This window comes from Kribbella sp. NPDC005582 (assembly GCF_040605415.1).
Taxonomy (GTDB): Bacteria; Actinomycetota; Actinomycetes; order Propionibacteriales; family Kribbellaceae; genus Kribbella.
Window position 1 is genome coordinate 438,522 of the sequence record NZ_JBEXCU010000005.1, and the last position, 25,281, is coordinate 463,802.

The 25,281-nt window shown below is 65.8% G+C and carries 29 protein-coding genes and 3 tRNA genes; 11 read left to right on the plus strand and 21 right to left on the minus strand.

The window, feature by feature from the left end; translation table 11 throughout:
* The first annotated feature begins 7 nt into the window (after positions 1-7).
* On the plus strand, positions 8-622 hold the full coding sequence (locus tag ABZS29_RS28480; protein WP_355466304.1) for a tyrosine-protein phosphatase: 615 nt from the start codon (positions 8-10) through the stop codon (positions 620-622).
* Here the strand turns inward: ABZS29_RS28480 and ABZS29_RS28485 are convergent.
* The gene (locus ABZS29_RS28485) at positions 573-1,043 is read right to left on the minus strand and encodes an NUDIX domain-containing protein (protein ID WP_355466306.1); all 471 of its coding nucleotides are present in this window, start codon (positions 1,041-1,043) and stop codon (positions 573-575) included. The genes ABZS29_RS28480 and ABZS29_RS28485 overlap by 50 nt on opposite strands.
* 19 nt (positions 1,044-1,062) lie before the next feature.
* Positions 1,063-1,623, minus strand: a complete 561-nt coding sequence (locus tag ABZS29_RS28490) for a TetR family transcriptional regulator (protein WP_355466308.1) — start codon at positions 1,621-1,623, stop codon at positions 1,063-1,065.
* A gap of 54 nt (positions 1,624-1,677) precedes the next feature.
* Here ABZS29_RS28490 and ABZS29_RS28495 point away from each other — a divergent pair, with 54 nt between their 5' ends.
* From ABZS29_RS28495 to ABZS29_RS28515, 5 genes are all read left to right on the plus strand, one after another.
* Positions 1,678-2,784: an alpha/beta hydrolase-fold protein gene (locus ABZS29_RS28495; RefSeq protein WP_355466310.1), complete on the plus strand. Its 1,107-nt coding sequence runs from the start codon at positions 1,678-1,680 to the stop codon at positions 2,782-2,784.
* A gap of 16 nt (positions 2,785-2,800) precedes the next feature.
* Positions 2,801-3,280, plus strand: a complete 480-nt coding sequence (locus ABZS29_RS28500; RefSeq protein ID WP_355466312.1) for an HAD domain-containing protein — start codon at positions 2,801-2,803, stop codon at positions 3,278-3,280.
* A complete protein-coding gene (locus ABZS29_RS28505) occupies positions 3,273-3,821 on the plus strand; it encodes a suppressor of fused domain protein (RefSeq protein ID WP_355466314.1) in 549 nt (182 codons plus the stop codon). Before ABZS29_RS28500 ends, ABZS29_RS28505 begins: the two co-directional genes overlap by 8 nt.
* A 34-nt stretch (positions 3,822-3,855) precedes the next feature.
* Positions 3,856-4,890, plus strand: a complete 1,035-nt coding sequence (locus ABZS29_RS28510; protein ID WP_355466316.1) for an amidohydrolase family protein — start codon at positions 3,856-3,858, stop codon at positions 4,888-4,890.
* A 171-nt stretch (positions 4,891-5,061) separates the two neighbouring features.
* Positions 5,062-6,000, plus strand: coding sequence for a LysR family transcriptional regulator (locus tag ABZS29_RS28515; protein WP_355466318.1), 939 nt, complete (start codon positions 5,062-5,064; stop codon positions 5,998-6,000).
* On the opposite strand, the gene ABZS29_RS28520 is transcribed toward ABZS29_RS28515, so the two are convergent.
* The 6 genes from ABZS29_RS28520 to ABZS29_RS28545 form a co-directional block, all read right to left on the minus strand.
* Positions 5,929-6,633 carry an SDR family oxidoreductase gene (locus ABZS29_RS28520; protein WP_355466320.1) on the minus strand — a complete coding sequence of 235 codons (705 nt, stop codon included), beginning with the start codon at positions 6,631-6,633 and terminating at the stop codon, positions 5,929-5,931. The genes ABZS29_RS28515 and ABZS29_RS28520 overlap by 72 nt on opposite strands.
* 38 nt (positions 6,634-6,671) lie before the next feature.
* Entirely contained in the window at positions 6,672-7,406 is a 735-nt protein-coding gene (locus tag ABZS29_RS28525; RefSeq protein WP_355466322.1) for an oxidoreductase, read from the minus strand.
* Positions 7,407-7,509: 103 nt separating this feature from the next.
* Positions 7,510-8,217 carry a hypothetical protein gene (locus ABZS29_RS28530; protein WP_355466324.1) on the minus strand — a complete coding sequence of 236 codons (708 nt, stop codon included), beginning with the start codon at positions 8,215-8,217 and terminating at the stop codon, positions 7,510-7,512.
* Positions 8,218-8,354: 137 nt separating this feature from the next.
* Positions 8,355-8,789 (minus strand): GNAT family N-acetyltransferase, encoded by a 435-nt coding sequence (locus tag ABZS29_RS28535; protein WP_355466326.1) that lies wholly within the window; start codon positions 8,787-8,789, stop codon positions 8,355-8,357.
* A gap of 158 nt (positions 8,790-8,947) precedes the next feature.
* Positions 8,948-10,192 (minus strand): hypothetical protein, encoded by a 1,245-nt coding sequence (locus ABZS29_RS28540; RefSeq protein ID WP_355466328.1) that lies wholly within the window; start codon positions 10,190-10,192, stop codon positions 8,948-8,950.
* Positions 10,189-11,415 carry a helix-turn-helix transcriptional regulator gene (locus tag ABZS29_RS28545; protein ID WP_355466330.1) on the minus strand — a complete coding sequence of 409 codons (1,227 nt, stop codon included), beginning with the start codon at positions 11,413-11,415 and terminating at the stop codon, positions 10,189-10,191. Before ABZS29_RS28545 ends, ABZS29_RS28540 begins: the two co-directional genes overlap by 4 nt.
* Before the next feature lie 372 nt (positions 11,416-11,787).
* Between ABZS29_RS28545 and ABZS29_RS28550 the strand changes: the two genes are divergently transcribed.
* The 3 genes from ABZS29_RS28550 to ABZS29_RS28560 all read left to right on the plus strand — a co-directional run bounded on the left by ABZS29_RS28550 (position 11,788) and on the right by ABZS29_RS28560 (position 14,631).
* Positions 11,788-12,579 (plus strand): hypothetical protein, encoded by a 792-nt coding sequence (locus ABZS29_RS28550; protein ID WP_355466332.1) that lies wholly within the window; start codon positions 11,788-11,790, stop codon positions 12,577-12,579.
* A gap of 130 nt (positions 12,580-12,709) precedes the next feature.
* On the plus strand, positions 12,710-14,083 hold the full coding sequence (locus ABZS29_RS28555; protein ID WP_355466334.1) for a hypothetical protein: 1,374 nt from the start codon (positions 12,710-12,712) through the stop codon (positions 14,081-14,083).
* Between the two features lie 134 nt (positions 14,084-14,217).
* On the plus strand, positions 14,218-14,631 hold the full coding sequence (locus ABZS29_RS28560) for a hypothetical protein (RefSeq protein WP_355466336.1): 414 nt from the start codon (positions 14,218-14,220) through the stop codon (positions 14,629-14,631).
* Between the two features lie 3 nt (positions 14,632-14,634).
* On the opposite strand, the gene ABZS29_RS28565 is transcribed toward ABZS29_RS28560, so the two are convergent.
* Both ABZS29_RS28565 and ABZS29_RS28570 read right to left on the minus strand, forming a co-directional pair.
* Positions 14,635-15,312 (minus strand): suppressor of fused domain protein, encoded by a 678-nt coding sequence (locus tag ABZS29_RS28565; RefSeq protein WP_355466337.1) that lies wholly within the window; start codon positions 15,310-15,312, stop codon positions 14,635-14,637.
* Entirely contained in the window at positions 15,309-16,133 is an 825-nt protein-coding gene (locus tag ABZS29_RS28570) for an LLM class flavin-dependent oxidoreductase (protein ID WP_355466338.1), read from the minus strand. Before ABZS29_RS28570 ends, ABZS29_RS28565 begins: the two co-directional genes overlap by 4 nt.
* Before the next feature lie 411 nt (positions 16,134-16,544).
* Between ABZS29_RS28570 and ABZS29_RS28575 the strand changes: the two genes are divergently transcribed.
* Together ABZS29_RS28575 and ABZS29_RS28580 are read left to right on the plus strand one after the other, a co-directional pair.
* Positions 16,545-16,958 carry a hypothetical protein gene (locus tag ABZS29_RS28575; RefSeq protein ID WP_355466340.1) on the plus strand — a complete coding sequence of 138 codons (414 nt, stop codon included), beginning with the start codon at positions 16,545-16,547 and terminating at the stop codon, positions 16,956-16,958.
* A gap of 1 nt (position 16,959) precedes the next feature.
* A complete protein-coding gene (locus ABZS29_RS28580) occupies positions 16,960-18,405 on the plus strand; it encodes a hypothetical protein (RefSeq protein WP_355466341.1) in 1,446 nt (481 codons plus the stop codon).
* Positions 18,406-18,607: 202 nt separating this feature from the next.
* Here the strand turns inward: ABZS29_RS28580 and ABZS29_RS28585 are convergent, their stop codons facing one another.
* From ABZS29_RS28585 to ABZS29_RS28635, 11 genes are all read right to left on the minus strand, one after another.
* On the minus strand, positions 18,608-19,096 hold the full coding sequence (locus ABZS29_RS28585; protein WP_355466343.1) for an SgcJ/EcaC family oxidoreductase: 489 nt from the start codon (positions 19,094-19,096) through the stop codon (positions 18,608-18,610).
* Positions 19,097-19,196: 100 nt separating this feature from the next.
* Positions 19,197-20,519, minus strand: a complete 1,323-nt coding sequence (locus tag ABZS29_RS28590) for a HAMP domain-containing sensor histidine kinase (protein ID WP_355466345.1) — start codon at positions 20,517-20,519, stop codon at positions 19,197-19,199.
* Positions 20,516-21,214 (minus strand): response regulator transcription factor, encoded by a 699-nt coding sequence (locus ABZS29_RS28595; protein WP_355466347.1) that lies wholly within the window; start codon positions 21,212-21,214, stop codon positions 20,516-20,518. The genes ABZS29_RS28590 and ABZS29_RS28595 overlap by 4 nt, the downstream gene beginning before the upstream one ends.
* A gap of 98 nt (positions 21,215-21,312) precedes the next feature.
* Positions 21,313-21,759, minus strand: a complete 447-nt coding sequence (locus ABZS29_RS28600; RefSeq protein WP_355466349.1) for a hypothetical protein — start codon at positions 21,757-21,759, stop codon at positions 21,313-21,315.
* A gap of 142 nt (positions 21,760-21,901) precedes the next feature.
* Complete coding sequence (locus ABZS29_RS28605; protein WP_355466351.1) at positions 21,902-22,420, minus strand: hypothetical protein; 519 nt, start codon at positions 22,418-22,420, stop codon at positions 21,902-21,904.
* A gap of 305 nt (positions 22,421-22,725) precedes the next feature.
* The gene (locus ABZS29_RS28610) at positions 22,726-22,959 is read right to left on the minus strand and encodes a hypothetical protein (protein ID WP_355466353.1); all 234 of its coding nucleotides are present in this window, start codon (positions 22,957-22,959) and stop codon (positions 22,726-22,728) included.
* A gap of 8 nt (positions 22,960-22,967) precedes the next feature.
* Positions 22,968-23,258 (minus strand): DUF6247 family protein, encoded by a 291-nt coding sequence (locus ABZS29_RS28615; RefSeq protein WP_355466355.1) that lies wholly within the window; start codon positions 23,256-23,258, stop codon positions 22,968-22,970.
* Between the two features lie 441 nt (positions 23,259-23,699).
* Positions 23,700-23,772, minus strand: a tRNA-Phe gene (locus ABZS29_RS28620).
* A gap of 45 nt (positions 23,773-23,817) precedes the next feature.
* Positions 23,818-23,894 (minus strand) — tRNA-Asp (locus ABZS29_RS28625).
* A 59-nt stretch (positions 23,895-23,953) separates the two neighbouring features.
* Positions 23,954-24,026, minus strand: a tRNA-Glu gene (locus ABZS29_RS28630).
* Positions 24,027-24,126: 100 nt separating this feature from the next.
* The gene (locus ABZS29_RS28635) at positions 24,127-25,278 is read right to left on the minus strand and encodes a hypothetical protein (protein ID WP_355466357.1); all 1,152 of its coding nucleotides are present in this window, start codon (positions 25,276-25,278) and stop codon (positions 24,127-24,129) included.
* Positions 25,279-25,281: the final 3 nt, after the last annotated feature.

Genomic DNA, 25,281 nt, shown 5'->3' on the forward strand with positions numbered 1-25,281 from the left:
CTAGCCCATGTCTCTCGACTGGCCCAGCTGCCGCAACGTCCGCGACCTGGGCGGCCTCATCCGTAGCGACAACCTCGACCAACTGGGTCCTGACGGTCTGGCCGCCTTCGCCGCGGCCGGCGTCTCCCGCATCGTCGACGTCCGTGACGCCTGGGAATGCGAGCGATTCCCCTCGCCCTTCGCCACCGACCCGCGCTGGCTCAACGTTCCGCTGAACGAGCCAGGCGACCCGTCCATCGGCTCGGACGACCTGCTCGTCCAGTACCGCGCCCTGATCGACAACTACCCGCACCGCTTCGGCAGAGCGCTCATCGCGATCGCCGAAGCTCCACCAGGTCCGGTCGTGGTTGCTTGTCACGCCGGTCGCGACCGCACCGGCCTGGTCGTGGCGCTCACGCTCGCGGCCATCGGCGTACCCGCTGAAACGATTGCCGCCGACTACGCGATCGCCCCACCTCACACGCCGGCTTCGGCGGACACCATGCTCGCCATCCTGGCCCAGCTGGACATCGCCGACTACCTCGTCGCAGCTGGCTTGACCTCAAACCACCTTGCTGCGTTGAGGAATCGGCTCAGTGTCGGATCAAGCCACCAACAGGCACCGTCGGCAGATGCCCGCTAGCCGGCCGCTCGGTCGCTAGCCCCACGCCCACATCAACCACCACTGACCGGTGCAGCGCAGCGATCTCCTCGATCGGTGTCCACACGGACTCCGCGGTCTCGCCGTTCGCCTCCGGCCGAATCACTCCGCCAATAACACGGACCGCATAGAAGACACCCACGTTCTGATGCACGACTCCACGCACAGCCTCATGCGCCGGGATCACTCGCGAGTCCACGCCCAACAACGACTCGACCACACCAGTCAATCCGGTCTCTTCGCCGAGCTCTCTGATCACCGCGTCGTACGGGTCCTCCGCGTGCTCGACCTTCCCGCCGGGGAGCGTCCACCACGTCCCCTCGCCACTCGGCGGCACGTACCGCGCCAGCAAAACCCGCCCGTCCTCGACACAAACGCCGTACGCCGCCAACCGGAAACTCATCCCGGCAACCTACCCCGGCTCAGCGAGGCACGAAGCCGTACGTCATCAGGTTGATCAGATGCTCGGCCGTGCGGTCAGGGGTCCAGTCATAGGCGGCGTGGTGCGCCCGCAGATGCACGTAGCCGAGGATCAAAGCATCGGTCAGTGCAACGACGAAGCGCGTTTCGTCGTCGACCGGTGGCAGGCTCCCGTCGGCGGCGGCCTGCTCGAGGATTCGCAGCCACGGGCCGAAGTAGTCGAGTTCGACACCGACCGCGTCCAGATCTGATCCGTGGAACGCCTGGTCGGTGTGCGCGAGCAACGGCAGGTTCCGCTCTGCTACTTCGCAGAGTGCCCGAAGAGCCGCCTGGAGGCGGTCGAAGCCGGAACCCGGCATGGTCAGCGGGCGCCACATCAGCTCGCGATAGTCGGCCGCCAGTCGCAGCCGCATCTCACGTTCGACATTGGCGCGGGTGAGCCCCGCTCGCCACACCGTCGCCCGCGAGACACCGGCCCGCTCAGCGATCCGATCCAGGCTGAGCGCGGTCCAGCCTTCCTCGTCGAGCAGTTCGGAGGCCACGGCCAGAAGCCTGCTATCCATCGGCACCCTCGTCGGATCATGGATGAAACAAACAGTCTCATGGTACGACGAGGTATGTCTCAGAGCTCTCATGCCGTCACCCTGCGATGGACCGAAACCGACCATTCGCGCCCCGCGCTCGACGTTCTCGTCAGACTCGTAGCGCTGACCGATGACGCTTATGAGGCAGGCGATCTGACGCCGTACCTCATGAATCCCGGACCTGACGGCGAATGGACCTGGACCGCGGAACTGCCGGCCGACCTGCGGACGGCGTACCAGGTCTGTCCGGTTCGCGACCTGCCAGTGCGCGGACACCAGCCTGACCAGGATCGGTGGCTGCAGATCCTGGCAGCCGGTGTGCCGGATCCGGAGGCCTCGGCCGGCATCGCTTCCGGAACCCTGTGGGGCAACCCCGGTCCGGCATCGGTTCTCGAACTGCCGGCCGCATTGCCACAACCATGGCTCGCTCGTCGCCCCGAGGTACCGACGGGAGAGTTCGTCCGGATCGAGCTGGGCGACTCTGTGATCCACGTGTGGAAACCGGCCACGTCGCTGGAGCAGTTGCCGGTGGTGATTACCTTCGACGGCGGTAGCTGGGTGCAGGTCGGTGTCGAGGCCACCTTCGCCAACCTGGTCGCCGACCGCGCCGTACCCCGGTTCGTCGGCGTTCTGATCGAGTCCATCAACGGCTCCGAACAACGCGGTCCGACGCGGGTACGCAGCCTCACCCACCCGGACCAGTTCGCCGACTTCGTCCTGCGCGAGCTCTTGCCCTACCTCCGCGCCAATCATCACGTCACCGACGATCCCGAGCGCACCGTCCTGGCTGGCCAAAGCCTCGGCGGCCTGGCCGCCGCCCACGTCGCAGCTGTCGCACCGGACCAGATCGGGTGGGTGATCGGCCAGTCCGCCGCACTCTGGTGGCCGGGCGACGACGACGGCGGCCTGTCCGGGGCAGCAGTGGTCGCAGCCTACGAAAACCCCAGTCCGACAAGGCCTCACTTCTTCCTGGAAGTCGGCAGCCAGGAAGGCGACGATCTTCGGTCCGAGAACCATCGGCTCCACCAGGTCCTGCAGGCCGGTGGCCACACTGTGTCCTTCCGGGAGTACCGCGGCGGTCACGACCTCGCCTGCTGGCAGGGCGGCCTGGCGGACGGCATCATCACCGCCCTGCAATAGCCGCTATCGTCCGACGGTGCCCGCTCCACTGCTCTTTCTCGACGTCGACGGCCCACTCATCCCCTTCGGGGCCTCGCGGCCGTATCCGACCTACCCGCCGTACGACGACATGAATCCGCTGCTCGACCGCGTCAACCCAGCGCACGGCCCCCGGCTCGCGAGTCTCGGCTGCGACCTGCACTGGGCGACGACCTGGATGCATGACGCGAACGACTGCGTCTCGCCACGGCTCGGCCTTCCCACGCTCCCCGTGGTGAGCTGGCCGAGCTCATCGGAAGACGAGTACACCGACCTGCACTGGAAGACCACCACCCTCGTCGAGCGAGCCGCCGCCCGCCCTTTCATCTGGCTCGACGACGAGATCACCGACACCGACCGCACCTGGGTCCGCGCTCACCACCCGGCCCCGGCGCTCCTCCACACCGTCGACCCGACCCGCGGCCTCACCGACGCCGACTTCGCCGTACTGGACGAATGGATGTCTGTGCGTGTCTGACGTTTCCGAGGCGCTCGAGCACCATGTACGGCGCTTCTTTCGCGGCCGGACCGTGGATGCATTCACGTGGGCGGCCGGGCCGATCAGCGAGCAGAGTCCAGATTTCCGGGTACTCCGCGTAGCGCCCGCGGCGCGAGGCGACCTGTGGACGTATCTGTCCATCGGCGGCTGGGCAGCGACGTCGGGCCTCGAGTTCGTGCTCTGCACCGAATCCGCAGCGGCGCGCGCAGTAGAGCTCCTGGCGATGACCGTCTACTACCAAAGCAGCCGCACGCTCGGCCTGGGCCACACGCTCCCGATCGGCGAGCCATGGCTGCCTGGATCGACCTGCGACCACCTTCTAATCAGCCTGCCGTACCCCTTCGGCCCAGACCTCCAGACCTGCCACGTTGGCGACCGCCACGTCGACTTCCTCTGGCTGCTCCCCATCACCGAGTCAGAACGCGCCTTCAAGGTCGCATCAGGCCTGGAAGCCCTGGAGTCCCGTTTCGACCAGGCAGAGCTGCGCTACTGGCAACCGGATCGACCGTCCGTCATCTGACCCGCGTGGCCCGGTCGCGGAGGAAGATGCCGGTATGACGCGCTGGGTGTTCGACGGAATCGGCTTGCCGACCGGGGAGCAAGTGCATGTCGAGGCAGGCAGTGGTGCGCCCGAGGTGTTGCCTGGGCGGTTCGTGCTGCCGGGCTTGGTGGATTCGCATTGTCACCTGACGATCGGGGTCAGCGCCGCCGGGCCAGTACGGCTTGACGAAGCGACGGCGGACGCGATGCTCCTCGAGCTCGGTCAGGCGGGGGTGCGCGCAGTACGGGATGTTGGCGGGGACCGCTCGATCACGCTCAAGCTGGCAGTCAATCCCGCGGACGGACGTCCGCTCGTCCTGGCCGCTGGGCGATTCGTCGCGCCGGACGGCGGGTACTTCCCGGGCATCTACGAGCCGGTGGAGGCCGAGCAGCTCGTCGCCGCGGTCGAGGCCGAGCTCGACGAGGGTGCGACCTGGATCAAGCTGGTCGCCGACTTCCCGTCCGTCGACGAGAACGGCCCCATCCGCGGTAGCGCGATGACCCCGAACTACGAGATCGATGCCGTCGAGCAGCTGATCGCAGCAGCACACGCCCGCGGTGCCCGCGTCGCCGCCCACGTCCAAACCGCCCTGGTCAGCGAACTCATCCGAGTCGGCGTCGACTCGGTCGAACACGGCGAAGTCATCACCGCCGAAGACCTCGCCGTACTGGGCGCCCGCGGCGGCGGCTGGACGCCGACCCTGTCCGCCTACGGCCCGCCGACCCCCGACGAAACCCCAGAACGCCAGGAACGCCGCCGCCTCCGCACCGAACGCATGACCGAAATGCTCCCGCTGGCCCGCCAGTACGGCGTACACGTCCTCACGGGCTCCGACATGATCGGCACCGTCGCCGGCGAAGTCCACCAACTGGCCCACCACGGCCTAACCGTCACCCAAGCCCTGGAAGCCGCCACCACCTCCGCCATCGACTTCTTAGGCCTGACCGGCACCGAAGACCTGGTCACCTACGACGCCGACCCCCGCGAGCACCCCGAAGTCCTCGCCACCCCCACCGCCGTCGTACTCCGCGGGCAACGCATCCGCTAGATCCGTCCTGCCGCTTTAGCGACAGGACGTATCCCACTACGTAGACCGCTTCGCCCGCCTGCGACCGCCTGGCGCGCGTGGTCGCAGGCGTATACGTCCTGTCGTTAGGGCGCTGGTCCTCTGGTGTAACACTGGTGATTACACCGTTACGTCACGGGGAAGGTGTCACCGATGAGTCTTCGTCAGTACGAGTACGCCTTGGCCATCGCCGAGCATGGCTCGGTGACGGCGGCGGCCGAGGCGCTGCACGTCGCGCAGCCGTCGGTGTCGCAGCAGATCCGCGGTCTGGAGCGGGAGCTCGGCGTACAGCTGTTCGCCCGTACGCCGACCGGCCTGGTACCGACCGTCGTCGGGCGCGCGTTCTTGCGCGAGGCGCAGGTCGCGGTGAACGCATCGCGCCGGGCAAGGGCGACCGCGAAGGCCGGTGCCGAAGAGTTGGTCGGTGAACTCGTCGTCGCCGTACAACTGGGCTTCGGGACGCGGCAATTGCCAGGCGCCCTCAGCGCCCTGCGTCGCCGCTACCCGCGACTCGAGGTGACCGTCTTCGAGGAGCAGAGCTCGGCCGAGCTGGAGCGGCTGTGCAGTCGCGGCGTACTGGACCTCGCGCTGATGGCCGCCTGCCACCGCAGCCCGGCCAACGCACACCACCTCGGCGATGAGGAATTCGTTGTGGTGCTGGGTTCCGAGCACGAGCTGCTCGATGAGGACCGGGTCGAACTCCGCGACCTGAAGGGCGAAACCTGGCTGAGGTTCGACCGCGACAGCGCGCTGGACGGCGTACTGCTGAATGTCCTGCGCGAGCACGATCTCGCCCCAACCACAGCCGCCCGGGTCTCGCAAACTTCGACGGCCGTGCGCTGGGCCGCCCATGGGCTGGGCGTCACGCTTGTCCCCGCCTCGGCAGTGCCCGACGGATACGAGCACCTCGTCCGTCCGGTTTCGCCGATCGTGACTCAGCCCGTCATCGCCGTACTGCGCCAAGACGCCGGTCCCGCCGAGACGGCCCTGCTCGAATTCCTGCGCCAAGAGGACTGGCCGTCAGAAGGCGCGACCGCCGGCATCGACATGAAGCGTGGTCCCGTTGACATAGCTGGCGCGCGGCGAAGCTAGGAAGTAGATCGCCTCGGCAATCTCCGATGCCTGCGCGGTCCGCGCCAGCCCTAACGCCTTGGCCATCCCCTCATTGCCCTCCGGACCCCACTCGGCCAACACCCCTTCGGTCCGAGTCGGACCCGGCGCGACACTATTGACCCGTACGCCGCCCTCCGCGAACTCAGCGGCCCAAGTCCGTGTCAACGAAGCGAGCGCAGCCTTCGAAGCGCTGTACGCCGAAGTGGTCGCAAACGCCTTGTGGGCAGCCAATGTGGTCACGTTGACGATGCTGCCCGCACCCTTCGCCAACATGCCTGGCGCCAGCGCCGCCACCAGAAAGTAAGCACCCCGCACGTTGGTGTCGAAGATCCGCTCGTAGTCCGCGACGCTCTGCTCGACAGCGAGGGCCGTCGGAAAAGCGCCCGCATTGTTGACGAGAATGTCGACCGATCCGCTCTCGCGCGCCAGTTCGGCGACCGAGTCCAAGTCGGCCAGATCCGCGCGGACAAAGCGAACCGCGCCATCGGCTTGCAGTTCGCGCGCCGCATCCTCGCCACGTCGTACATCACGCCCACTGATGACGACCTCAGCACCCGCGCGCGCCAGCAATCGAGCCGTCGCCCGCCCGATCCCCGACGTACCGCCGGTCACCAACGCAGTCTGACCTTGCAGTTCCACGCTCATCTCCTTCAACGCCTCGGGTATTCGCCGCCGTCGACGACGAGATTGCTGCCCGTCGTCCACCCCGACCGCTCGGACACCAGAAACATCACCGCGTTGGCAATGTCGTCCGGCTCGCCGTCCCGCCCCAACGGCGGCGTACTGACAGCCCCCGACGCGCCATCCAACTGCGCCCACAACTCCCGAGTCGCCTCACCACCCGGCGTCGCAACCCGCCCCGGCGTCACCGTGTTCACCCGCACCCCGTGCGGCGCCAACTCCAACGCCAACCCGCGGCTGTAACTCTCCAACGCCGCCTTCGCGGCCACATAGTGCAAAAACGGCCCCACCGGCGTAAACACCGCCGCCGACGAAACATGCACAATCGCCCCGGCCCCACGCTCCCGCATCCCCGGCACCAACAACGAATCCAGCCGAACCGCCGCGAGATAATTCAAATCCAACGCGCCCTGCCACTCCTCATCCGGAATAGCCGAACTGTCCACAAACGGCCGCGCCCCACCCACGTTGTGAACCACAATGTCCACCCCACCGAACCGCTCCGCCACCACCCCCGCAACAACCCCAGTCCCATCCCGCGCATCAGCCTCCACGACAGTTACCCCCGCCGGCGCCTCACTCCCGCTCGACCTGGCAGTAGTCACCACCTCCGCCCCGGCATCCACCAACTGCCGAACCACAGCAGCCCCGATCCCCCGAGTCCCACCGGTAACCAATGCCTTCTTTCCCGCAAGCTCCTGCATTTCCAACCTCTCGTCTCCGTTGCTCTCCCTTTCAAGCTAATCCCGAAAGAGAAAGCACCCAAAGACGAAAATGCAGCACCCGCCATAGGAGGGTCCTATGGCTTCATGGGGCCCCGCGGAGTGGCCGCCCCAGGACCACCAGGTTCTTCTCGGTCAGAGAATCGCCCGACTGGCGGTAAGAGACGATGCACTCGAACCCGCGCGGGTACCTCCTGCTGAGGTCCGCCATGTAGGCGACGTAGTTGACGGCCAAATGGCCCGCCGCCATGCAGCCGAATCCGTGAGCACCGGCCAGGATGACAACATCCTTGCCCTCGTTGTACGGACTCGGCGCCTTGATCAGGATGCCGTAGTCCCGGGTGTCCCCGGCGTTCGAACTGGTCGTGTACCGCTGGTCGTGCAGCAAGTCCTCAACCACATTGCGATTGCGGTCGTCCATCCCGATGGTCACTCCGGACTCCAGGAGTTCGAGCAGTTCTTTCGTCACCGTGTTGACATCAGGTCCGCCGACCGCGATCAGGTTGTCCTTCTTGCGCTCACCCAGGTCATGGTCGGCTCGAACCGGCAGCAGATGGGGAAGACCTGCTCTGGCCAGCCCAGCCTGAACTCTGACGATCGCCTCGTGATCGCCCCGCCCCATCAGCCCGGCCGGCTCCTGCTCGTCCAAGTAGTTCACGATGTGCGGGAGCAGGTCGGTCGCGGATTGCTCGAGCTCGGCCGGCACCCATTCGGGAAGTGCCTTGGCAAGCGTCGCCGCGCTCAGGCTGCCCTCGACAATGCAGGAATCGCTGTCAAGGAACGGGCCCCACATCGCGCGGACGTCCTTGGTTCCCCTCCGGTGGCGGGCTGTCCGCCAGCCCGTCGTCGCCAGTCCTCCGATTGCCGCTGCAGCCAAATTCTCGGCAATTTCTACCAATGCGCTCAACGTGGGCCTCCCGAGGCGGCATGTCACTCAAGGTGTTTCTCGAACTCTTCTTCGACCCGGACCCGATCATTGACCTCGATCTTCTGTCTGCGGGCCGAACTGGTGTACCCAAGGTGCCGGTAGAAGGTTTGGGCGGACCGGTTGTCAGCGAACACCCACAGGCGGAGGATGCGCACGCCCAAGCTCTTCGCCGTCGACTCAAGCGCCGACACCAGGACCTCGCCGGCTCCTAGGTGGCGGACCTCCGGGGCGACCCACAACGCTTCCAGATGCGTGCCGTCGTTCTGCTCCGGAACGAGGTTGAGCTTCGCGACACCGACCGGAGTGTGGTCCAGACTGGCCAGGATCCAGGCATTGCGCTGGAGTTCGCTACGCCAATACTTTTCGTCGTACCCGCGCTCAGAGGACAGGTCGCCGAAAAACGCTCCCGGGGAATCTGCCAGCGCGCGCAGCCGCATCTCTCGAGCGATTGGCCAGTCGTCCGCGTCGAGGCGGAGGACAGAGAACTGCCGATCGAACCCTTGCAGCTCAAGCAACCGGGACCCCTCCGTCCGAGCGCGCGGGGAGAAGGGAGTCTAGCCGCCCACTTCGAGCTGCCTCAAGGGGAACTATTCATTCAAACGGCTTCTTCATAACGCCCGGCGGCGATCGCCACGGCTGGCTGCGGTTGAGTTTGAGGCCTGGCCGATAAAACCTTGGCGCCGTAGCCACAGGAGGTCCAAGTAGTCAGTTCGAGCTCTGCCAAGGCATAACGCTCGTCGATTCCATGATCGAGATCCTGTAGGTGCTTCTGCCAGCTCCGCTCGTCCTGAAGCCAGCCGTCGAGATAGTCGACACACAACTCGGCCGAGATGCTGGTCGTCTGCTTCTCGGCAATGTGCAAGGCATCCTCTGCGTTGACCACCCTGGGATCAAGAATGATCTCGTCCCTGAACTGCGCCTGCCATAATCCGTCCAGTGTCGCCTGGATCGTCTCCAGACGGACCTCCTTGAACTCGCGCCAGTAGCTCGCCTTTGCGGCGATCGCCATCTGTTCGTCGAAGTCGAGTCCGGGATCGGTATCGAAGAGTGCGTACAGGCCTTCGGCGAGCAGATCACCGAACTCCTCACGAGCCGCTCGCTGCTGGTCGGCGTACGGATCGTAGGCCAACTGACGCACCTCGCCGACCTTGGGCAGGCAGCGACCGGCAGCACGGCGGGCGAAGAAGAACCAGTCCTCGTTGTAGATGTCGGGAAAGAAGGACAACGACGAATGCTGGAGCTGCACGCCGAGGACGGCGCCGCTGACGAAAACGTCCTGCTCGAACCCTGCAAGCCGCCGAGCATGGCAGACCACTGAGTTGTCGGGGAACCGGCGAGTGCTCATGGATGCGACTGGATGGCGGTCGAGCATGCTGGTCAGGCGACCGATGTCCACGGGGCGCAGATGGCTGATGTCGTCGTCGACGAAAAGAATCTTGCGCCAGCCTCGGAGCCGACCGAGAAGTAGGCCGATGTTGCGTTTGGTGCTGAGGTCGCTGGAGCGATCGGCGAGCGCCTCCCGGAAAAAGCGCGCCGAGGTGTGCTGTTCGTCCTGCGGCAGTTCATAACCCAGGGGCACCTCGACGACCAAGGCGTGGGCTCCTAGGGTCTTCTCCACGCGCTCGGCCACCTGGTCGACACTCGCCTGCCGGCTGCACAGAATGACCAAGGGGACGGACACATCCGCAGACAGGTCGATGATGTTCTGCAGCGCCGAGGCGGGCCGGGCTGCCGGGACGACGATCGCGTCCAGTCGGCTTCTGCTGGGAGATACGTAAGAGGAAGAGACATCGCGAAGCAGGGATGCGTGCGACTGTCCATGCCTGACAGAGCGGCTCACTCAGCCGCCTCGTCGTCCGGCGACCATTCGTACAGGCGGTTGTACGGAATCTCGAGATCGGGCGACATCGCCGCACCGTTGACCAGGGGGACTCGTGTGAGGAGCGCGAACGATCCTCCTGGGAAACGACCGGCGAGATATGCCTCATTTCGGTCACGAACGGCGATATCTGTGAGTGCACGGACGGCGCCAAGGACTCCGCGGCTGTAGACACCGCTGCAGATGGTGAGGGTGCGCGTGTGGTTGAGGGGGTTCGGCACTCGCGCCAAGAACGCGACGTCCTCGACCAAACTGCGCCGTCTGCCGTCGCGCCATACATCGTCGACTTGCTCTGCGGTGATCTGATCCTTGGTCGGAGCGTTAGCCGAGACCCGTTCATAGTCGCTCCACTGTGGCCGGATCTCTGTTTCGTCCGGCAGCTTGAAGACCTCTCCGTTGAGCAGATCAGGTACCTCGACTTGCTGGATCGGCAGATCACGCAGCAACGGCTGCAGTTGGTGAGCGACGTCGTTCCAGACGATTCCACCGAGCACAATCAAGTGACCGGTCAGTTCGGCCGGCCCGGCTTCTTCGGGCAACTTGTGCGCGAACTCCTCCAGGCCGGGATTCTGCGCACGCAGGTGCCCCCACAGCTCGATCAGAGCGTCAACATCCGCGTAGCGGTACATGCGGGTGTAGTTGGGATTCGCTTCGTTCGCCAACGGCGAGCGATAAGCGGCCGGCGCCTCCGGGCAGATGATCGTCACCGGGCCTGTATCGAAGGTCCAGATGCTGGCGGCGGCCGACGTACTGCCCTTGCTTCGAGCTGCGTCGCGGAGCTCGATCAGTTCGCGATGGAGCGCTTCGAACGTCTCCCGCTCGGAGCTGGTCAGATCCTCTGGGCGGGCGAGTTGGGGAGCGGGCTCGCCGGAGTGGTCCTGCGCGCAGAAGAGCGCGTACGAACGCAGCCGGCTGGCGGGCGGCAACTTCGGATCGGACGAGTTCTCGTACGAACTGATCGCTGAAATCGAAATGCCCTTGGAGCCGCCCAGCACACGCGCTAGTTGCGCCTGAGTCAGCCGCTGCGATCGTCGAAGAGCGCGCAGCCGATCGGCGAGTACCGCCTCTGGCGAGGGGCTCAAGATCACTCCTGGAGGATCAGCGTCGACAGGTCCGGACACCTTATCCACCGGATTACACCGAAGTACAGGTGAAGTCCAGATCGAATTCCGGACGGCGTCCACACCGAGAACTGCCGGTGCAACTGATCCGCTACGGTCGCCAACCGCCATCGTGACCATCCCGTGACATCTACGAGTGTCTGGCACGCTCCAGTGGAAGAATCTACTGAATTCACTGTGTATGTACCTGAATACGCGGGTAGAACACTTGTAGACACTCAAGCCAGAGACAGGAGCAACCCACGACCCCAGCCGGCTCGATCGAAGCAGGTGCCCCATGAGCAGACTTTCGTCCGCAGCGCTGATGCTCACCGTGACGCCATCGCCCTTCGCAGGGGGTGTTCGGCCCGTCCTCGCCGACTTGAGGCGAGGAAGCTTCGTGATCCGGCATCGCGCCGCCACAGGACCTGTGGGGCGTGACGATCTTTCACTGCCATGATCGGCGTGATCGAGGCACTCGAGCTGGGGAACTGGCGGAGGGCCTCGCGCATTCTGAAGGAAACCGAATTGGCCGATGCCTATCTGGCGACGGTGCTGATCAAGGTGGCCAGGGCGATGTCCTATCGGGCGATCGGCGAGTACAGCTCGGCTTGGCGGACGATGGGCGGTGCGGCGATTCAGTTGCGGCGGAAGTACCCGGGGCTTCCAACTTTGGCGGTGAACGACGCCGGCCTGATCGACGACGTACCGTCGTGGTCCGGTGAAGTCGAGCGACTCGTACTTCCGCCGAAGCCGCCCAGCGGCGGCGACGCTGAAGTGGTCTTCAGATCTGTTCGGCTGATCTGGCGGGAGCAGCAGGAGTTGAGCGATCTGTTTCGGCGGATCGATGACCGATCGGACAAGCTGACGCCGGCGACTCACATCCTCGTGCTCACGTTCGTGGAGTATCTCTGCTGGGTGCGCCACGACCCGGCGACCTGGACGCGGGCGTCGCCGGTCGACGCCGAGGCCGCGGCCATCGAGGAACGGATCGATGCGTTGCGCGACGGGCTTCGCGCCGAGTTTCTGCGCAGTGCGACCGATCTGCGCCGGTTGCGTCACCCGGCCGCGGGGGAGATGTCGCTGATGGTCTGGAGCAAGGGCGGGCAGTACAACGGATTGCAGAGACTTGCGATCCTCGAGCTGGCTCGCCGTACGGAACCGCCGTGGATCGGTGCTGGCAAACCTGCCGACTGCCCTTGCCGACAGAGTTCTCTCAATGCATGGCAATTCGCCCAAGCCGCTTGATCTTTACGCGGCCTTTACTCGTCATCGCTGCGGATCTACTCTTGAAGATCCGTATTCCATCGCATCGTCGGCCCATCGCGGTCGTTGTCCCCCACAACGATTCCCGGCAGTGCGCGGAGGAGGAACTTCGATGATCGCCGTCCTGACCGTGCCAGGGAACCGGGACCGTGTGCCCGAGGTTCGCCTTGCCGACAATCAGCCGGCAGACCTGACCGGTACGACGCAGCTCGGCGCCGGCGTCAGTGTCGAGATCGATCTGGCCGACCCCCATCGATGGCGTGCTGTCACGGTTCTCGATCGGGACGATGCCGAGAAGAACCTCCTGGAAGCCGTTGTAGGACATGAATCTGTCCTGCAGTTGGAGCAGCTCCGAGCCGAGCTGGTCTCGTCAGGCCGCGACAACCTGTACGCCGATGTGCCTGTCGAGACTGCCCGATCGGGGCCCTGGCGGAGGCTGGCGGTGATCGACGCGTTGGATCGTTGGCTGCAGGTTCCGCTGGATCAGGCGTTGCTGGACGCCGAGCGTGCGGTCGTCCGAGCACGGGCTGCGCGGACCCTGAGATCGACGTCGGCGCGAGAGCACCGCAACGGGCAAGCGTTGATGCTGGCCCGGCGGTCGGCGGGCGATCTGAGCAGCTATCTGACCGGACTGGCGAACTCGGCGTCGTCGCTGCCTCGTGCTTTGTACTCCGGTCTGTCACGCGTGACGAGTGGATACGCGAGCCTGGCGAGCCAGGTGGTTGACGGTCCCGACGAGTGTTTCGACGCCGTCGCTGAAGCGTGGAGTCGGCTGAAGCTCGTCGTACCTGTCGGTGGGATGCCCTTGCGCACTGAGCACTTCGCGGCGGATCGGCCGGATAGTGCGACGCGGGGGAGTTCGGTCGATCCTCGGCAGCTGCGCGCTCGTATCGTAGATATGAGTTTGCAGGCCCGCGAGGTCCGGATGGTCGAGTCTCCGGGTAGCTCGACGGTGCGCGTGTTCGTGTCTGCCTTCAATCCGCGGGTGCCCGCGGCCATCGCCGATCAGCTGATGGTGCGACTCATCGACAAGCGCTCGGGCAAGGCACACGAGGCGGTCCGGCTCAGGTTGAGGTCGGGCGAGACTCCGGTCTTCACTCAAGACCTTCCGTTGCGCGGTGCGTCGATCGACGATGTCCGCGCTGATGTCTTCGACCCCGACCATGAGATGCCGCCGGCCTCCACCGACAGCGACGACGAGCTGGTACGGCGGCGCCGGGCGCAGTTCGTACTGAGCGAGTGGCGGCGCGCGATGGTCGAGATTCGCCTGTCCAGGCAGCCCAAGGCGCGGAACCGCCGCCTGGCGCGACTGGCCGACGTACTGAGTGAATCACCTGCTGATGAGCCCGTCTTCCTTGGTGGGCCGACGCGCAGCGAGATCGCACAGTACGTCGAGGGCCGGCCCGATCACCCCTGGTTCACCAGCACACGTGGTGCCGGGGAGCCGTTGGTCGCGGAGCTTGCGGCGGTGCATCAGGCCGGTTGATGTCGTCACGACATCGGGATTGGCCACCGAGCTGGGGGTTGAGGCTCACTGTCGTCAGAAGGATGTCCGCGATCAGAGGCGGACATCGCTCCGGGCGAAGGAGTAGCACGATGGCCGTCCGCAGACTGAGCACCTTGAGCACAACCCGGAAACCCGTACTGGTGCGCCCCACCGATCCGCCGAAATCCGTTGCCCTGAAGCAGGTTGCGTCCCGCCCGACCACCATCTACTGGTTCCTGATGGTCAGTGATCTGGCTACAGCGATCTGGATGTACACGGTCGGCGCATGGCTGGACAACACGTCGAAGTTCACCGCAACCGGCACCCTCGGCGGGCATCACGTCCTGCTGCTGATCGTTGCCCTGATCGGCTTCCTGATGCTCGCCACCCTCGCCGTACTGACCGACAACTTCACCCACAGCACACCCAAGCTAGCGCTGGCCCGCAACGTCGCCTGCATCATCTCGATCGTCGCACTGACCGGCCTGATCGCACTGATCCTGATGGCTCTCCTCAGTCGCCTCCTCTTCGGCCCGCTCCGCCCCTGACGCTCAGACGTAGCTGCGAGCGCGAGAGAGATCGGTGACGAGAAGGGGGTTTCCATCATCGGCGATGCGTTGCAGCAGGTCCTTGGCTCGCTCGGAGGCACCATCGCCGTCGCCGGCGATCCAGTCCAGCTCGGCTTGAGTAATGCCAACCAATTGGACGAACTCGACTCGACCGTGGACCGTATCGATACCACCGACTTCGGTGTCGAGCGCCACCACGTAGCTCGTCAAGAGTGTGTCGCTGTCGATCCGTAGCGGCTGCCCACGGCCGCTGATGAACTGGAACGGCTCGAACCACCGTTTGGACGTGTAGGTGTACCGCGCGAGGTTGCGCAGAGAGTTGAGAGCCCAGTTGCATTCGTCGGGGTCGCTGGCTCTGACCTTCATGGTCATCTCGTAGCCCCAACCGCTGAAGTCCCCGCCGAACGCCTCGGCATCGACGTACAGGTTGGACATTCCGTACGTCAGGAGGTGCTGATAACCGTTCGGGCTGGGATAGAGACTGCAGCCGTCGAGGTACTCCTCGCCGCCGAAAATCGCGCGTGCGGGCATGGCTGAGGCGAGATGCCGTGGCGTGACCCCCGGATAAAGGCCCTCGAATGCCGCGTCGATCGCGAGCCAGCCGGGGGCCCAGTCGTCTTGAGCCTCGGCGCGGGCGAGGTACTGGTCCTTGGTCATCATGACGGCCTCCGTACGGTTTCGTTGAGCTGTGGCGGGCCCTGGCGGAGAACCGCTTCGGCATCGCCACGGGGGCCCGGCGCTATCCAGCGACCGCACCACGTCGCGCCGGCTTCGGCGTACGCCGTGGGGTCGCCGTCGCCGATGCGGACTTTGACATCGAGCGGTTCATTGCGCTCGGCAACCAAAGACCTGACGTCGTCCGGAGTGATCTTCTGGGGCGCGGTCGTAGGTCCCTTGTACGCCGTGCAGCCGTCCCAGCGAAGGATGCGTCGGCGGACTGCGGGCACGAGGAGGTTGCCGCCGACCCAGATCGGGATGCGCGGTTGCTGGACGGGCCGTGCGGTGAGTTGGGCGCCGGCTAGTTGGTAGTGCTTGCCGGCATGGTGAACGGGCTGGCCGGTCCACAGTGCGGTGATGACTTCGAGGGATTCGTCGAGCATCTCGGCGAGCACCCGCGGATCGGTGGTTTCGCCGACGCCGGCCAGGAACGGGTCGCCGGGGTCGCCGATTCCGACGCCGAGGATGAGTCGGCCGTTGGACAGGTGATCCAGTGCGACCGCCTCGGCCGCGAGTTTCCACGGACGACGCCGGGGGACTGGCGTCACCGTCGTACCGAGTTTGATCCGTGAGGTCGCGGAAGCCATTGCAGCCAGGCAGATCCACGGATCGTACGTCGGCTCTGACGTGTCGCCCTGGTAGGCCAAATAGTCCTCGAGGAAGACGCCGTCCCAGCCGCAGTCCTCGGCCATCCGCGCAAGCTCAGCCAGCCCGCGTGGATCCCGCCCCGGTCCCACGGCTCCGAACGTCACTGAGAATCGCATGAGATGACGCTAGCGATCCCCGCCGACAATTACTGACTTACGCCACCTTGACGATCTTGCAGTTGATGCCTACCGATCCGATCGGAGCCTGCGCCGGCGTGCTCCCGCCGAAGGTGGTCGTGCCGCGAACCTCGAACGTCTGACCGCCGATCCGTTGCTGCGATACACATTGGCGGAATAGTTCTTCGGCACCCCGACCGGTACGCCGGAAAACTTGAGGCCGGCCAAGACCGCCGCCACGGCCACCAGAATCAGCCGACAATCAGGCCGGTCTTGCGCCTGCGACTCGTCAGCATTCATCCCCCTGTAGCCCTGGTTGGCGAACGCGGGCTTGTCCGCGCCCGGCCAGCCGACGTACAGGGCTGTGGAAGAGGTCCGCGGCTGCTCCTTCCGCCTGACTAGACTTGGCGGATGGATTACGAGGCTCTGAACGCCGAGGTCTTGCTCTTGTCGGACCGTCTGCACGACGCCGACGAGACGACAGTCGCTGCCGAGGTTGAGCGGTTGACGGCGTTGGCCGCGCAGATCCCGGACGACTTCTCCCGCATGCGAGCGATGGCTCGAGTCGCGAGGCTGCCTGAACTGATCTGGGGGCCCGCGGTCGGGCAGAGCGAGCAGTACGAAGAAGCGGTGCATTTGGTCGGATCCGCTATGAGTGCGGAAGGGACGACCGACGAGCGCATCGCGTTCGCCGAGGAGGTCGCCACCAAGATCGCGAACCTCGCCGAAGCCGCACCGCCGCGCGAATCAGGCACCATCCTGCGGATGAACTCCTCCGTAGCGCGCTTGATCCTGGAGCTTCGCGAGCAGGCTCAGGAGGGCTGACGTGTCGGGACCGTTCGGTGCCGAGCTCCCTCAGTCATCACAGGAGTACCAGTGGGTCGCATCGGTGATCGGTGCGGTCGAACGGCGTACCGGCTCGTCGACGCGGTGGAACGGTCGCGTCTACGAGGAGCCCAATCCGCGATACCTCGGTACGGCGCACCCGGACGGATCGATGACCGTGAGCCCGAAGAAGGTGCTCGAGCCGATCCGGGCGGCGTACAAGTCGGGGAAGGCGTTCACGGACGCCAAGGCCTACAACATCCGTGACGCCGCGGCCACCGTGACGCATGAGGCCGTGCACCTCGCGTCGCACGCGGGTGATCCGACGGCGCCAGGCAGTCATCCAGCCCGCGACAACGCGGGCCGGGCGATGGAGGAGGGGCTCGCCGAGTTCTGGACGCACCGGAATCTCGACGACGTCACGGTCGACGTGGGCCTGGCGCAGAACGTCCCTGCGATCCTGAGTCAGCGCACCGGAAACTCCTATCCCGCCTACATGGCCGCCGTCGGCGAACTCACCCGCGGCATCGGCGCGCACACCGGCAAATCCAGCAACGAAGTTGCCAAGGACCTGATCGCCACGACCCGCGCCCAACGCTGGAACGCCGCCGCCGACATGCTCATCGACGCCCGTCTAGGCAACCGCGTCCCACCCGCCGACCGCCCCGCCGTCCGCGACCAGCTGATCGACGGCGTCCGCGACGAGTTCGCCCCCTTGGTCGCCCTCACAGCCGACCGCACCATCTCACCCTCCGCCCAAACAACAGCCGGCACCGAAGCCGCCACCCGAGCCCTGACCCACCTGGAAGACCAACTAACCGCCCTCGAAACCACGTACGCCCCCGCGCCTACTCCCGAGTTGCAGACCAACCCCACCCCAGAAACCCAGCCCGAGCCTCGCGCCCCGCAGGCACCCGAGCCCGCGCCCGACACAGAGCCCCGGACCGAGCCTGCAACGGAGCCCGAGCCTGAGCCGGAGCTCGAGCCCGAGCCCGAGCCCGAGCCTGAACCCGAGTCCGAGTCCGAGCCGGAAGCGGCTGCGGAGTCGGAGAGCGAGCCTGAGCTGGAGACCGGGCCGGAAACGGAGCCGGACTCGGAGACCGAGCCTGAGCCGGATACCGAGCAGGAAACCGAATCCGAGCCCGAGCCTGAGCCGGAGCCCGAGACGGAGCCTGATCCGGACACCGAGACCGAGCCGGAAACCGAGCTGGATGCGGAAGCTGGGACTGAGCCCGAGGCCGAATCCGAGCCCGAGCCCGATCCGGAGACCGAGCCAGAACCTGAACCCGAGCCGGAGGGCGCGGATGGCTATGAAGCGGCCGCCGCAGCCGATGACGCGCGGGTGGCGGAATCGATGGAGTCGCAGGGCAGCGACGGGTACGACGAGGGCGGCTACGACGACGGTGGATGCGAAGCGTCATCCGGCAGCGACATGGAACGGGATTGAGCACACCAGGATGGTTGTTGAAGGCAACGTTCGAGTGGTGATGCCCGCGTGCTGTTGAGCTACAAGTGAATTCTGAGCCAGCTCTAGCGCCGGCTCAGAATACGGGCGAGGCCTACGGCGGGCAGAGCCGAGTGCGCTGACACCTGGTGCTGGCCTCGGCAAGGCAGACCACAAACGCACGAGGAGGCGTGCGGTTCCGGTTCTACCCAGCCGGGGCAATCGACGAGTGATGTTCGGTGATCAGCCACTCGCCGCCGATCTTCTCGTACACGTACGTGAAGCGGGCGGGCACCTTGGTCCGCGCACCGTTCTTGTCGGTCACCGTGAACGTGTAGTTCCCGCTATGGCTAGCGGAGTCCTCGTCGATGATCCGAACGTGGGACTCGGTAATCGTCCCGGTCGGCTTCTTAGGCAGGAAGTCCTCGGTGAAATACTCCTTGATCTCGTCGCGATTCGTACGGACAACAGGACTCAGCGTCGGCAGCAGTACCCCGTCCTCGGCGTACAGATCAGCGACTCCCTGAGGATCGCCCTTCAGCGCCGTGTTCCATTGATCGAACAGCGACGCGATCTCCTGCGACGAAGGCCTGGCCGCGCCCTGGGCGACCGTGCTGGCGCAGGCCGTCAGGCCGAGTAGGGCAACCCCTGTGATCGTTGCAAGCTGAATGCGGCGGGCGGTGGAATTCCTCACTGAAATTCTCCTTGGCTGGTGGCGTTCTCGATGCCTCCAGCCTTCCGTTGCGCGATGCAACGACCGGCCAGGAAAAGGTACGGCGTACGCCAGGATCCCGTCAGTGTTTGGCAGGCGGTTGCCAGGCACCCAACCTGATCCGTACGTCGAGTCCGCCGCCCTCGGCCGGCCGCAGTTCGACCGACCCCGCGTCGTGTTCGACCAACTGCCGGACGATCGCAAGCCCCAGACCGGTCCCGGTGCCGGGCGGACCGGCCCGCCAGAATCGGTCGAAGGCGCGACCACGTTGCTCGTCGGTCATCCCGGCTCCCTGATCGCGAATGACGAGATCGACGGTCGGGCCGTTGCGGCGGGCCCGCAGTACGACGGTGCTGCCGGCCGGTGCCGCGGTGAGCGCGTTGCTGAGGATGTTGTCGAGAACCTGCTCCATCGCGCCCGGGGTCGCAGTGATCCTGCAGGGCCGTTCGATGTCGACGTGCAGAGTGACACCGGCGTCATCCATCGCCGCGGACCAGGTCGAACTCCGCGCATCGACCACCTCCGCGAGGTCGACACATTGCGCCGCGGTCGCGGTGGACTCCGCGCGGGCCAGGGTAAGCAGCCCCTCGACCATTCGGCTCATCCGGTGGATCTCGGCGTCCACGGTTGCGATCCGTTCACTCAGCTGCGGATCGTCGCTGGTGTCCCGGATGTTGTCGAGGGTCAGTCGCATGGCCGCGAGCGGCGTACGGAGTTGATGGGAGGCGTCCGCGACGAACGCCCGTTGTGAGCCCAGCAGCGCCTCCGTCTGCCGAGCGCTGTTGTTGAGCGTCCGCGCCAGCGTCGCGATCTCGGGCGCGCCCTTGGTCTCGGCGCGGGCCGAATAGTCGCCGTCGCCGATCCGGCGCGCTACCGCATCGAGCCGTTTGAGCGGCCGGGCGATTGTGCTCGCAATCAGTACGGCGATCGCGGACGCCGCGAGGAGTACCGCAGCACCGACGAGCAGCCGGAACCGCCAGATCTGCGCGATCTGCGCGTTGACGCCGGCGGCCGGCGACACGATCTGTACGGCGGCGACGGTGCGGCCGCCCGACTTGACCGACAGTACGACGCTCACCGACTCGTCACTCCAGCGTGCAGCCGGATCACCACCGGACAACGCCTCAGCGACCTGGGCGTCGTTCACCCCGGCCGTCCCGGCAGAGATCAGCCGGACCTGGGAACCGGTCGCGCTCTCGAAGTCACGGGTCCGGTCCACGATCGCCTGCCGGGCGGCCGGATCCGTCCGGACGACCAGCGGCGCGAACAACCTGGCCTCCCGCTCAGCCGTCTGCTCAAGCGTGGACCGCAGGATCGACGCCGAACTCGCCGCGACTGGAGCAGTGAACAGCGCCAGCGCGATAGCCACCAAAATCACGTAGCTCGCAACCAGCCGGAGCTTCATCCGCCATCCTGCTCGAGCCGAAAACCGACCCCGCGAACCGTCTGTACGTCGATCGCCCCGGCAAGCTTCTTCCGCAGCGACCCGACATGGACGTCCAGCGTCCGCGTCGACCCGAACCAGTTGCTGTCCCAGACCTCTTCGATCAACTGCTCCCGGGTATGAACGGCCCCCGGCCGAGACGCCAGCAACGCAAGCAGATCGAACTCCCGCGGCGTCAACGAAACCTCCGTCCCCGACACGAACACCCGCCGAGCCGCCCGATCCAGCGTCATAACCCCGAACTGCTGAGCATCCACAGGCGCTGCCGCAACCACCTGGTCCCGCACCGCCGTACGCCGCGTAACCGCCCGGATCCGCGCCACCAGCTCCCGCAACCCGAACGGCTTCGACACATAGTCATCCGCCCCGATCTCAAGCCCCACAACCCGCTCGATCTCGTCGGACCGCGCCGTGATGATGATCAACGGAACATCACTGACCGCCCGGATCCGCCGGCAGATGTCGATCCCGTCCGCATCAGGCAGCCCCAAATCAAGCAGAACCACCCCCGCAGCCGGATGCGACGCCAGCGCCTCCGCCCCCGTCGTTACATGCCGAACCTCAAACCCATACCGAGGCAGCCCCTCAGCCAAGGCCCCCGCAATAGCAGGATCATCTTCAACCAGCAGAACCAGCACACCGTCACGCTTCCACACCGCACGTCAACGCCACGTCAACGAACCGCCAAGATTCAGCACAGATCCGCTCACGGCACCACCGGTACGGCGATGTGCTTGCCGACAGCAATCTCGGGCTAGTCAGTGCTGAGAATGGCGTCCGAGCCGTAGACGTGATCCCGGACGAGCGGATCGTGGGTCAGGACATGATCGACAACGGCCCAGAACTCGCTCAGCTGAGGATGGCTGAGGGCTTGCTCTCTGGTCAGCTTCCGACCGAAGGCCGCTGAATCACTGAAGACCGAGGCGCCCGTCACCAACGAAGCCGCAGGGTCGGGCTCACCTTCGATCGGGCCGACACGACATCCGAAGGTCTCTCTGTCGTCGACGCCATCAGCCCAGGTCGGACTGAAGATCACATCAATCCATGCCTCGTGCCCACCGTGGTGATAGCAGGATGCGAAGTACGCGGCATGAGCGCCACCATCTCGACGAACGAAACCCGTTACGCGATGGATCGGCTCACCACAATCCGGGCACGCGAAATCCTTCACCTGCCGCTCAGGGGCGATCTCCAGAGTCATGTGCGGAAAGCTACTCGCAGTGCCGTCGGTTGCGCAGCAGCCCATATCTGTGGAGTCATTGCGGTAGAACTCGTCGAGACTTTTGGTGGAGTCTGCGTCGAGGCATGGAGCTATTGCGGCGAACGCTCGGCTGAGTGCCACCCTAGTAGTCCTCCGGCGCCTGGAGTCCGAAGCGCTCGCAGAGCACAGCGACATCGTGGCGGTCCTTCTCGCGCAGCTCGTAGCCGGTGTGATTCCGCAAGGCGAACGCAGGATGTTCGCATCGAACCGAGACACCGGCGATCGCTCCCACACCCGAGAGATCCTCGCGCGAAAACAAGACCGGCGTACCCACGCTCCCGTCGTGGAGTCGCCCGTCGCCCAACGACTCGTACAAATGAAGGTCCACCCGACGGCTGCCGCCGTCATGCACCACGAAGTTCCACGGCCGATCCCCAGGCCAAGGGTAAAGCCGATCCACTCCTTCGTCGGCAAAGGCCGCGACAAGCCCTTCGAACTCGACCGCGTCAACCCAGATGTCGAGATCCGAATGTTCCCGGGTCTGCTTCCCCACCAGCGCATCGACAGCCCAACCCCCGCCGACACACACCGCCACCCCGCGCCCCTGCAACGCCGCAATCAAACCCCGCGCCGCTTCGGCCGGCATCGCGTACTTCGTCACCCCCGCAGCCTCTCAGACCTGCCAACTCCATCGCCACCAACTGTCGTTGCGGTACTGGTTGCGGTACCTCTCCTGCCTGAGAACGAACTCGGCACGTCCGAGGAGCGCGTACGAACTGTCGCAACACCAGGCAGGGTCTTGGTTGCCGTTGGCATCTTCGAGTGGCGTCTGCCAGAACGGCCGCCTTGTGAAGTATTCAGAATGCGTCGTTGGTTAGCCAGGCTTGCGGGACGCCGCACCCTACGGCCTCCGGAAGATCGGCCGCGGGGCGCATCCGCCAGGACCAGCGGCAGATGAGTCACAGGTCAGCCGACCCAGGTCACGTCGAAGATCCGGATCTGCTCGCGATCGTCGTCGACGTGGAAGGACAGCAGCCCGAGGTCACCGAAGGTGCATTGCCGAAAGCTCGGCTCATCCTGATCGAGAGTTTGGGTTTCCCACGGAGCGCTGACGAGCTTCGTGACGCGTTCGACCAAGGCGTCGAACGCCTCGGATGGCAGTCCTTGAAGCTGGGCCAGTGCGGATGCGTGAAACTCCACGCGGTAGCTCACAGCCGATCGGGCCAGCCTGGTATCGCTTGCTCGGCCGGCACGAACTCGTCGGCTCGATTCTCGCGCGTCGCTTGCAGCGCATGATCGAAGCCCGGGGCGGAGTAGGCGACCGCTCGGAGGTGCCAGAGGTGCAGCACGTCTCGCAGCTGCTGAAAGCGCCACACCTCGTGGGCCGCATCCAGAGCGCCGTGGTACTCGCTGAGGAACTGCTCATGCCACTTCGCCGGGAGGAGGCGAAGGATCTCGCTGGGGTCCTCTGGCGAGCTCTGCATCGGCTGAGCAGTCATGTCGTCAGAATACTCCGAGCAGCCCCCCGCGCCCCAAGCCCATCCACAGGTCTTCTGGTCGGGAGCCGTGTCATCGCCGCTGGCCCGGCGCTGGCGGCGGTTCCGCTGATGGAGTGGCCGGCCACTCGCTGTTGGGACATGCAATAAGCGTGCGAGGGCGCGGCAGCACCACCGTTGCAGGATCGGCAGCTGGGTGGCAGGCGGGGAGAATCAGCGCCCAAAGAACCCTCGCCGGAAGAAGCGGAGGTCCACACGATGTGACTGCACGCTGCAGGTAATCGCCGGCGTGCGGCAGGGGAAGGAGCGCGCGACAGCACGCACCGCCACGGGCGGGCGGGTGCGCGCGTAGCTGACGCGGGTGAGGAGCGTAGCGACGAAGGAGCGGCTGCGTAGCACGCAGGGAAAGAAAAAACCCTCACCGGCAACCGGAGAGGGTGAAGGTGGTCAGGGGCGGTCTCGAACCGCCGACCTTCCGCTTTTCAGGCGGACGCTCTACCAGCTGAGCTACCTGACCGGGGAGAAAATTCGGCGGCGGTGATCTCTCACCGCCGCCTTCTCCTGGCGACCCAGACGGGACTCGAACCCGCGACCTCCGCCGTGACAGGGCGGCACGCTAACCAACTGCGCTACTGGGCCAGGTTTCTCGATGATCTTACAGCATCTCCGAGGTGGTTCTGACACTGGTCTTTCGACCGTATCCCCAACGGGATTCGAACCCGCGTTACCGCCTTGAAAGGGCAGCGTCCTAGGCCACTAGACGATGGGGACTGGGACCGCGGGAGCCGAAGCTCCAGGGACAGCCGTAAGCATAGAGGACGTTGGCCGAGGCGCCAAAATCGGTTTCGGTACGGCGCCTCGGCCGCACGAATCAGGCCCCTGCGTCAGGCGCGATCAGGTGGGGATAGTTCGCGGCGAAGAGGTCGTAGAAGCTCAGGGCCGGAAGGATGTGGCCGCGGGCTCGAGCGTCAAGAGCGACCTGGTTGGCCCAGAGGGCGGCGTGCATGCGTTGGTTGGGGGTGCCGTGGTGGGAGGCGCCGGTGAAGCCGCAGTCGCCTAGTTGGTAGAACATCTCGCCGAAGTGCTGGACCCGGCGCCAGTGCATGTTGGCGCCGCGGACGTGTGTGAGGAAGTACGCACTGAAGGAGTCGGCCATCAGTTCGGCCCAGCGGGAGGCTTCGGGGGCGGGGAGGTCGGTGCGCATGAGGGAGTCGGCGTACTGGACCTGGTGGCCGTACTCGTGGGCGAGGATGGCTTGCGGGGCGACGTCGGCGAGGCCGACCTTGGCGAAGCCTTCCATGACGCCGTCGCCGAAGGCGATCCGGCGGGGCGAGGTGCCGAGGCCGGGGATCTGTTCGCCGCCGGGGGTGGCGAAGGCGTTGAAGGTGAAGAGGGGGAGGTCGCCGTAGCCGAGGGCGGGGCTGTTGAGCTCACGGGCGACCAGGTCGGCCGAGACGCGGGACGGGGCGGCGCCGAGGCCGTAGAGGACGGTGAAGACGCGGTAGTTGACCTCGGGGTCGAGCATGGCGCGGCCGTGGGCGGGGACGAGCTGGATGTCGCCGGACGGAATGTCCCAGAACTTGCGCAGGCCGGCGAAGGTGCCGTTCACCACATGGGTGTACTGGCCGTGCGAGCCGAACGTGTACGGACCGTCCTGAGGGAAGTACGCCGCGTCCAGCAGCGCCATGTCGAACAGCAGCACGTGGACGACGGCCAGCCGCTGCTCGAAGGTCCAGCTGGTCACGTCGGGCATGATCGCGGCCACGACCGGCGGGGTCGCGGCCGAGCACTGGTACTGCGTGGGGTCGATCGCGTTCAGGACCGCTTCCTCGATCGGGTTGTCCTCGAGGCCGAGGCTCGTCTTGACCGCTTCGGCGCGTTCCCGCAGCGCGGGCAGCGCGTCGGCGATCTGCTGGACGTCCGGTGACAGCGTTGGGCCGGCGGCTGTCGCGGACGTCGGTACGACGAGGCCGAACGTGACGCCGAGTACGGCGATCACCGGCCAGATCAGGCGGTTTCTCATCGG

What these genes read in the sequence shown, in the direction of transcription:
- ABZS29_RS28480 (WP_355466304.1), top strand. Translation starts at nt 8, where the DNA reads ATGTCTCTCGACTGGCCCAGCTGCCGCAACGTCCGCGACCTGGGCGGC.
- ABZS29_RS28485 (WP_355466306.1), bottom strand. Translation starts at nt 1,043, where the DNA reads ATGAGTTTCCGGTTGGCGGCGTACGGCGTTTGTGTCGAGGACGGGCGG.
- ABZS29_RS28490 (WP_355466308.1), bottom strand. Translation starts at nt 1,623, where the DNA reads ATGGATAGCAGGCTTCTGGCCGTGGCCTCCGAACTGCTCGACGAGGAA.
- ABZS29_RS28495 (WP_355466310.1), top strand. Translation starts at nt 1,678, where the DNA reads ATGTCTCAGAGCTCTCATGCCGTCACCCTGCGATGGACCGAAACCGAC.
- ABZS29_RS28510 (WP_355466316.1), top strand. Translation starts at nt 3,856, where the DNA reads ATGACGCGCTGGGTGTTCGACGGAATCGGCTTGCCGACCGGGGAGCAA.
- ABZS29_RS28515 (WP_355466318.1), top strand. Translation starts at nt 5,062, where the DNA reads ATGAGTCTTCGTCAGTACGAGTACGCCTTGGCCATCGCCGAGCATGGC.
- ABZS29_RS28525 (WP_355466322.1), bottom strand. Translation starts at nt 7,406, where the DNA reads ATGCAGGAGCTTGCGGGAAAGAAGGCATTGGTTACCGGTGGGACTCGG.
- ABZS29_RS28530 (WP_355466324.1), bottom strand. Translation starts at nt 8,217, where the DNA reads ATGTGGGGCCCGTTCCTTGACAGCGATTCCTGCATTGTCGAGGGCAGC.
- ABZS29_RS28535 (WP_355466326.1), bottom strand. Translation starts at nt 8,789, where the DNA reads ATGCGGCTGCGCGCGCTGGCAGATTCCCCGGGAGCGTTTTTCGGCGAC.
- ABZS29_RS28550 (WP_355466332.1), top strand. Translation starts at nt 11,788, where the DNA reads ATGATCGGCGTGATCGAGGCACTCGAGCTGGGGAACTGGCGGAGGGCC.
- ABZS29_RS28555 (WP_355466334.1), top strand. Translation starts at nt 12,710, where the DNA reads ATGATCGCCGTCCTGACCGTGCCAGGGAACCGGGACCGTGTGCCCGAG.
- ABZS29_RS28565 (WP_355466337.1), bottom strand. Translation starts at nt 15,312, where the DNA reads ATGATGACCAAGGACCAGTACCTCGCCCGCGCCGAGGCTCAAGACGAC.
- ABZS29_RS28570 (WP_355466338.1), bottom strand. Translation starts at nt 16,133, where the DNA reads ATGCGATTCTCAGTGACGTTCGGAGCCGTGGGACCGGGGCGGGATCCA.
- ABZS29_RS28575 (WP_355466340.1), top strand. Translation starts at nt 16,545, where the DNA reads ATGGATTACGAGGCTCTGAACGCCGAGGTCTTGCTCTTGTCGGACCGT.
- ABZS29_RS28590 (WP_355466345.1), bottom strand. Translation starts at nt 20,519, where the DNA reads ATGAAGCTCCGGCTGGTTGCGAGCTACGTGATTTTGGTGGCTATCGCG.
- ABZS29_RS28600 (WP_355466349.1), bottom strand. Translation starts at nt 21,759, where the DNA reads ATGACTCTGGAGATCGCCCCTGAGCGGCAGGTGAAGGATTTCGCGTGC.
- ABZS29_RS28615 (WP_355466355.1), bottom strand. Translation starts at nt 23,258, where the DNA reads ATGACTGCTCAGCCGATGCAGAGCTCGCCAGAGGACCCCAGCGAGATC.
- ABZS29_RS28635 (WP_355466357.1), bottom strand. Translation starts at nt 25,278, where the DNA reads ATGAGAAACCGCCTGATCTGGCCGGTGATCGCCGTACTCGGCGTCACG.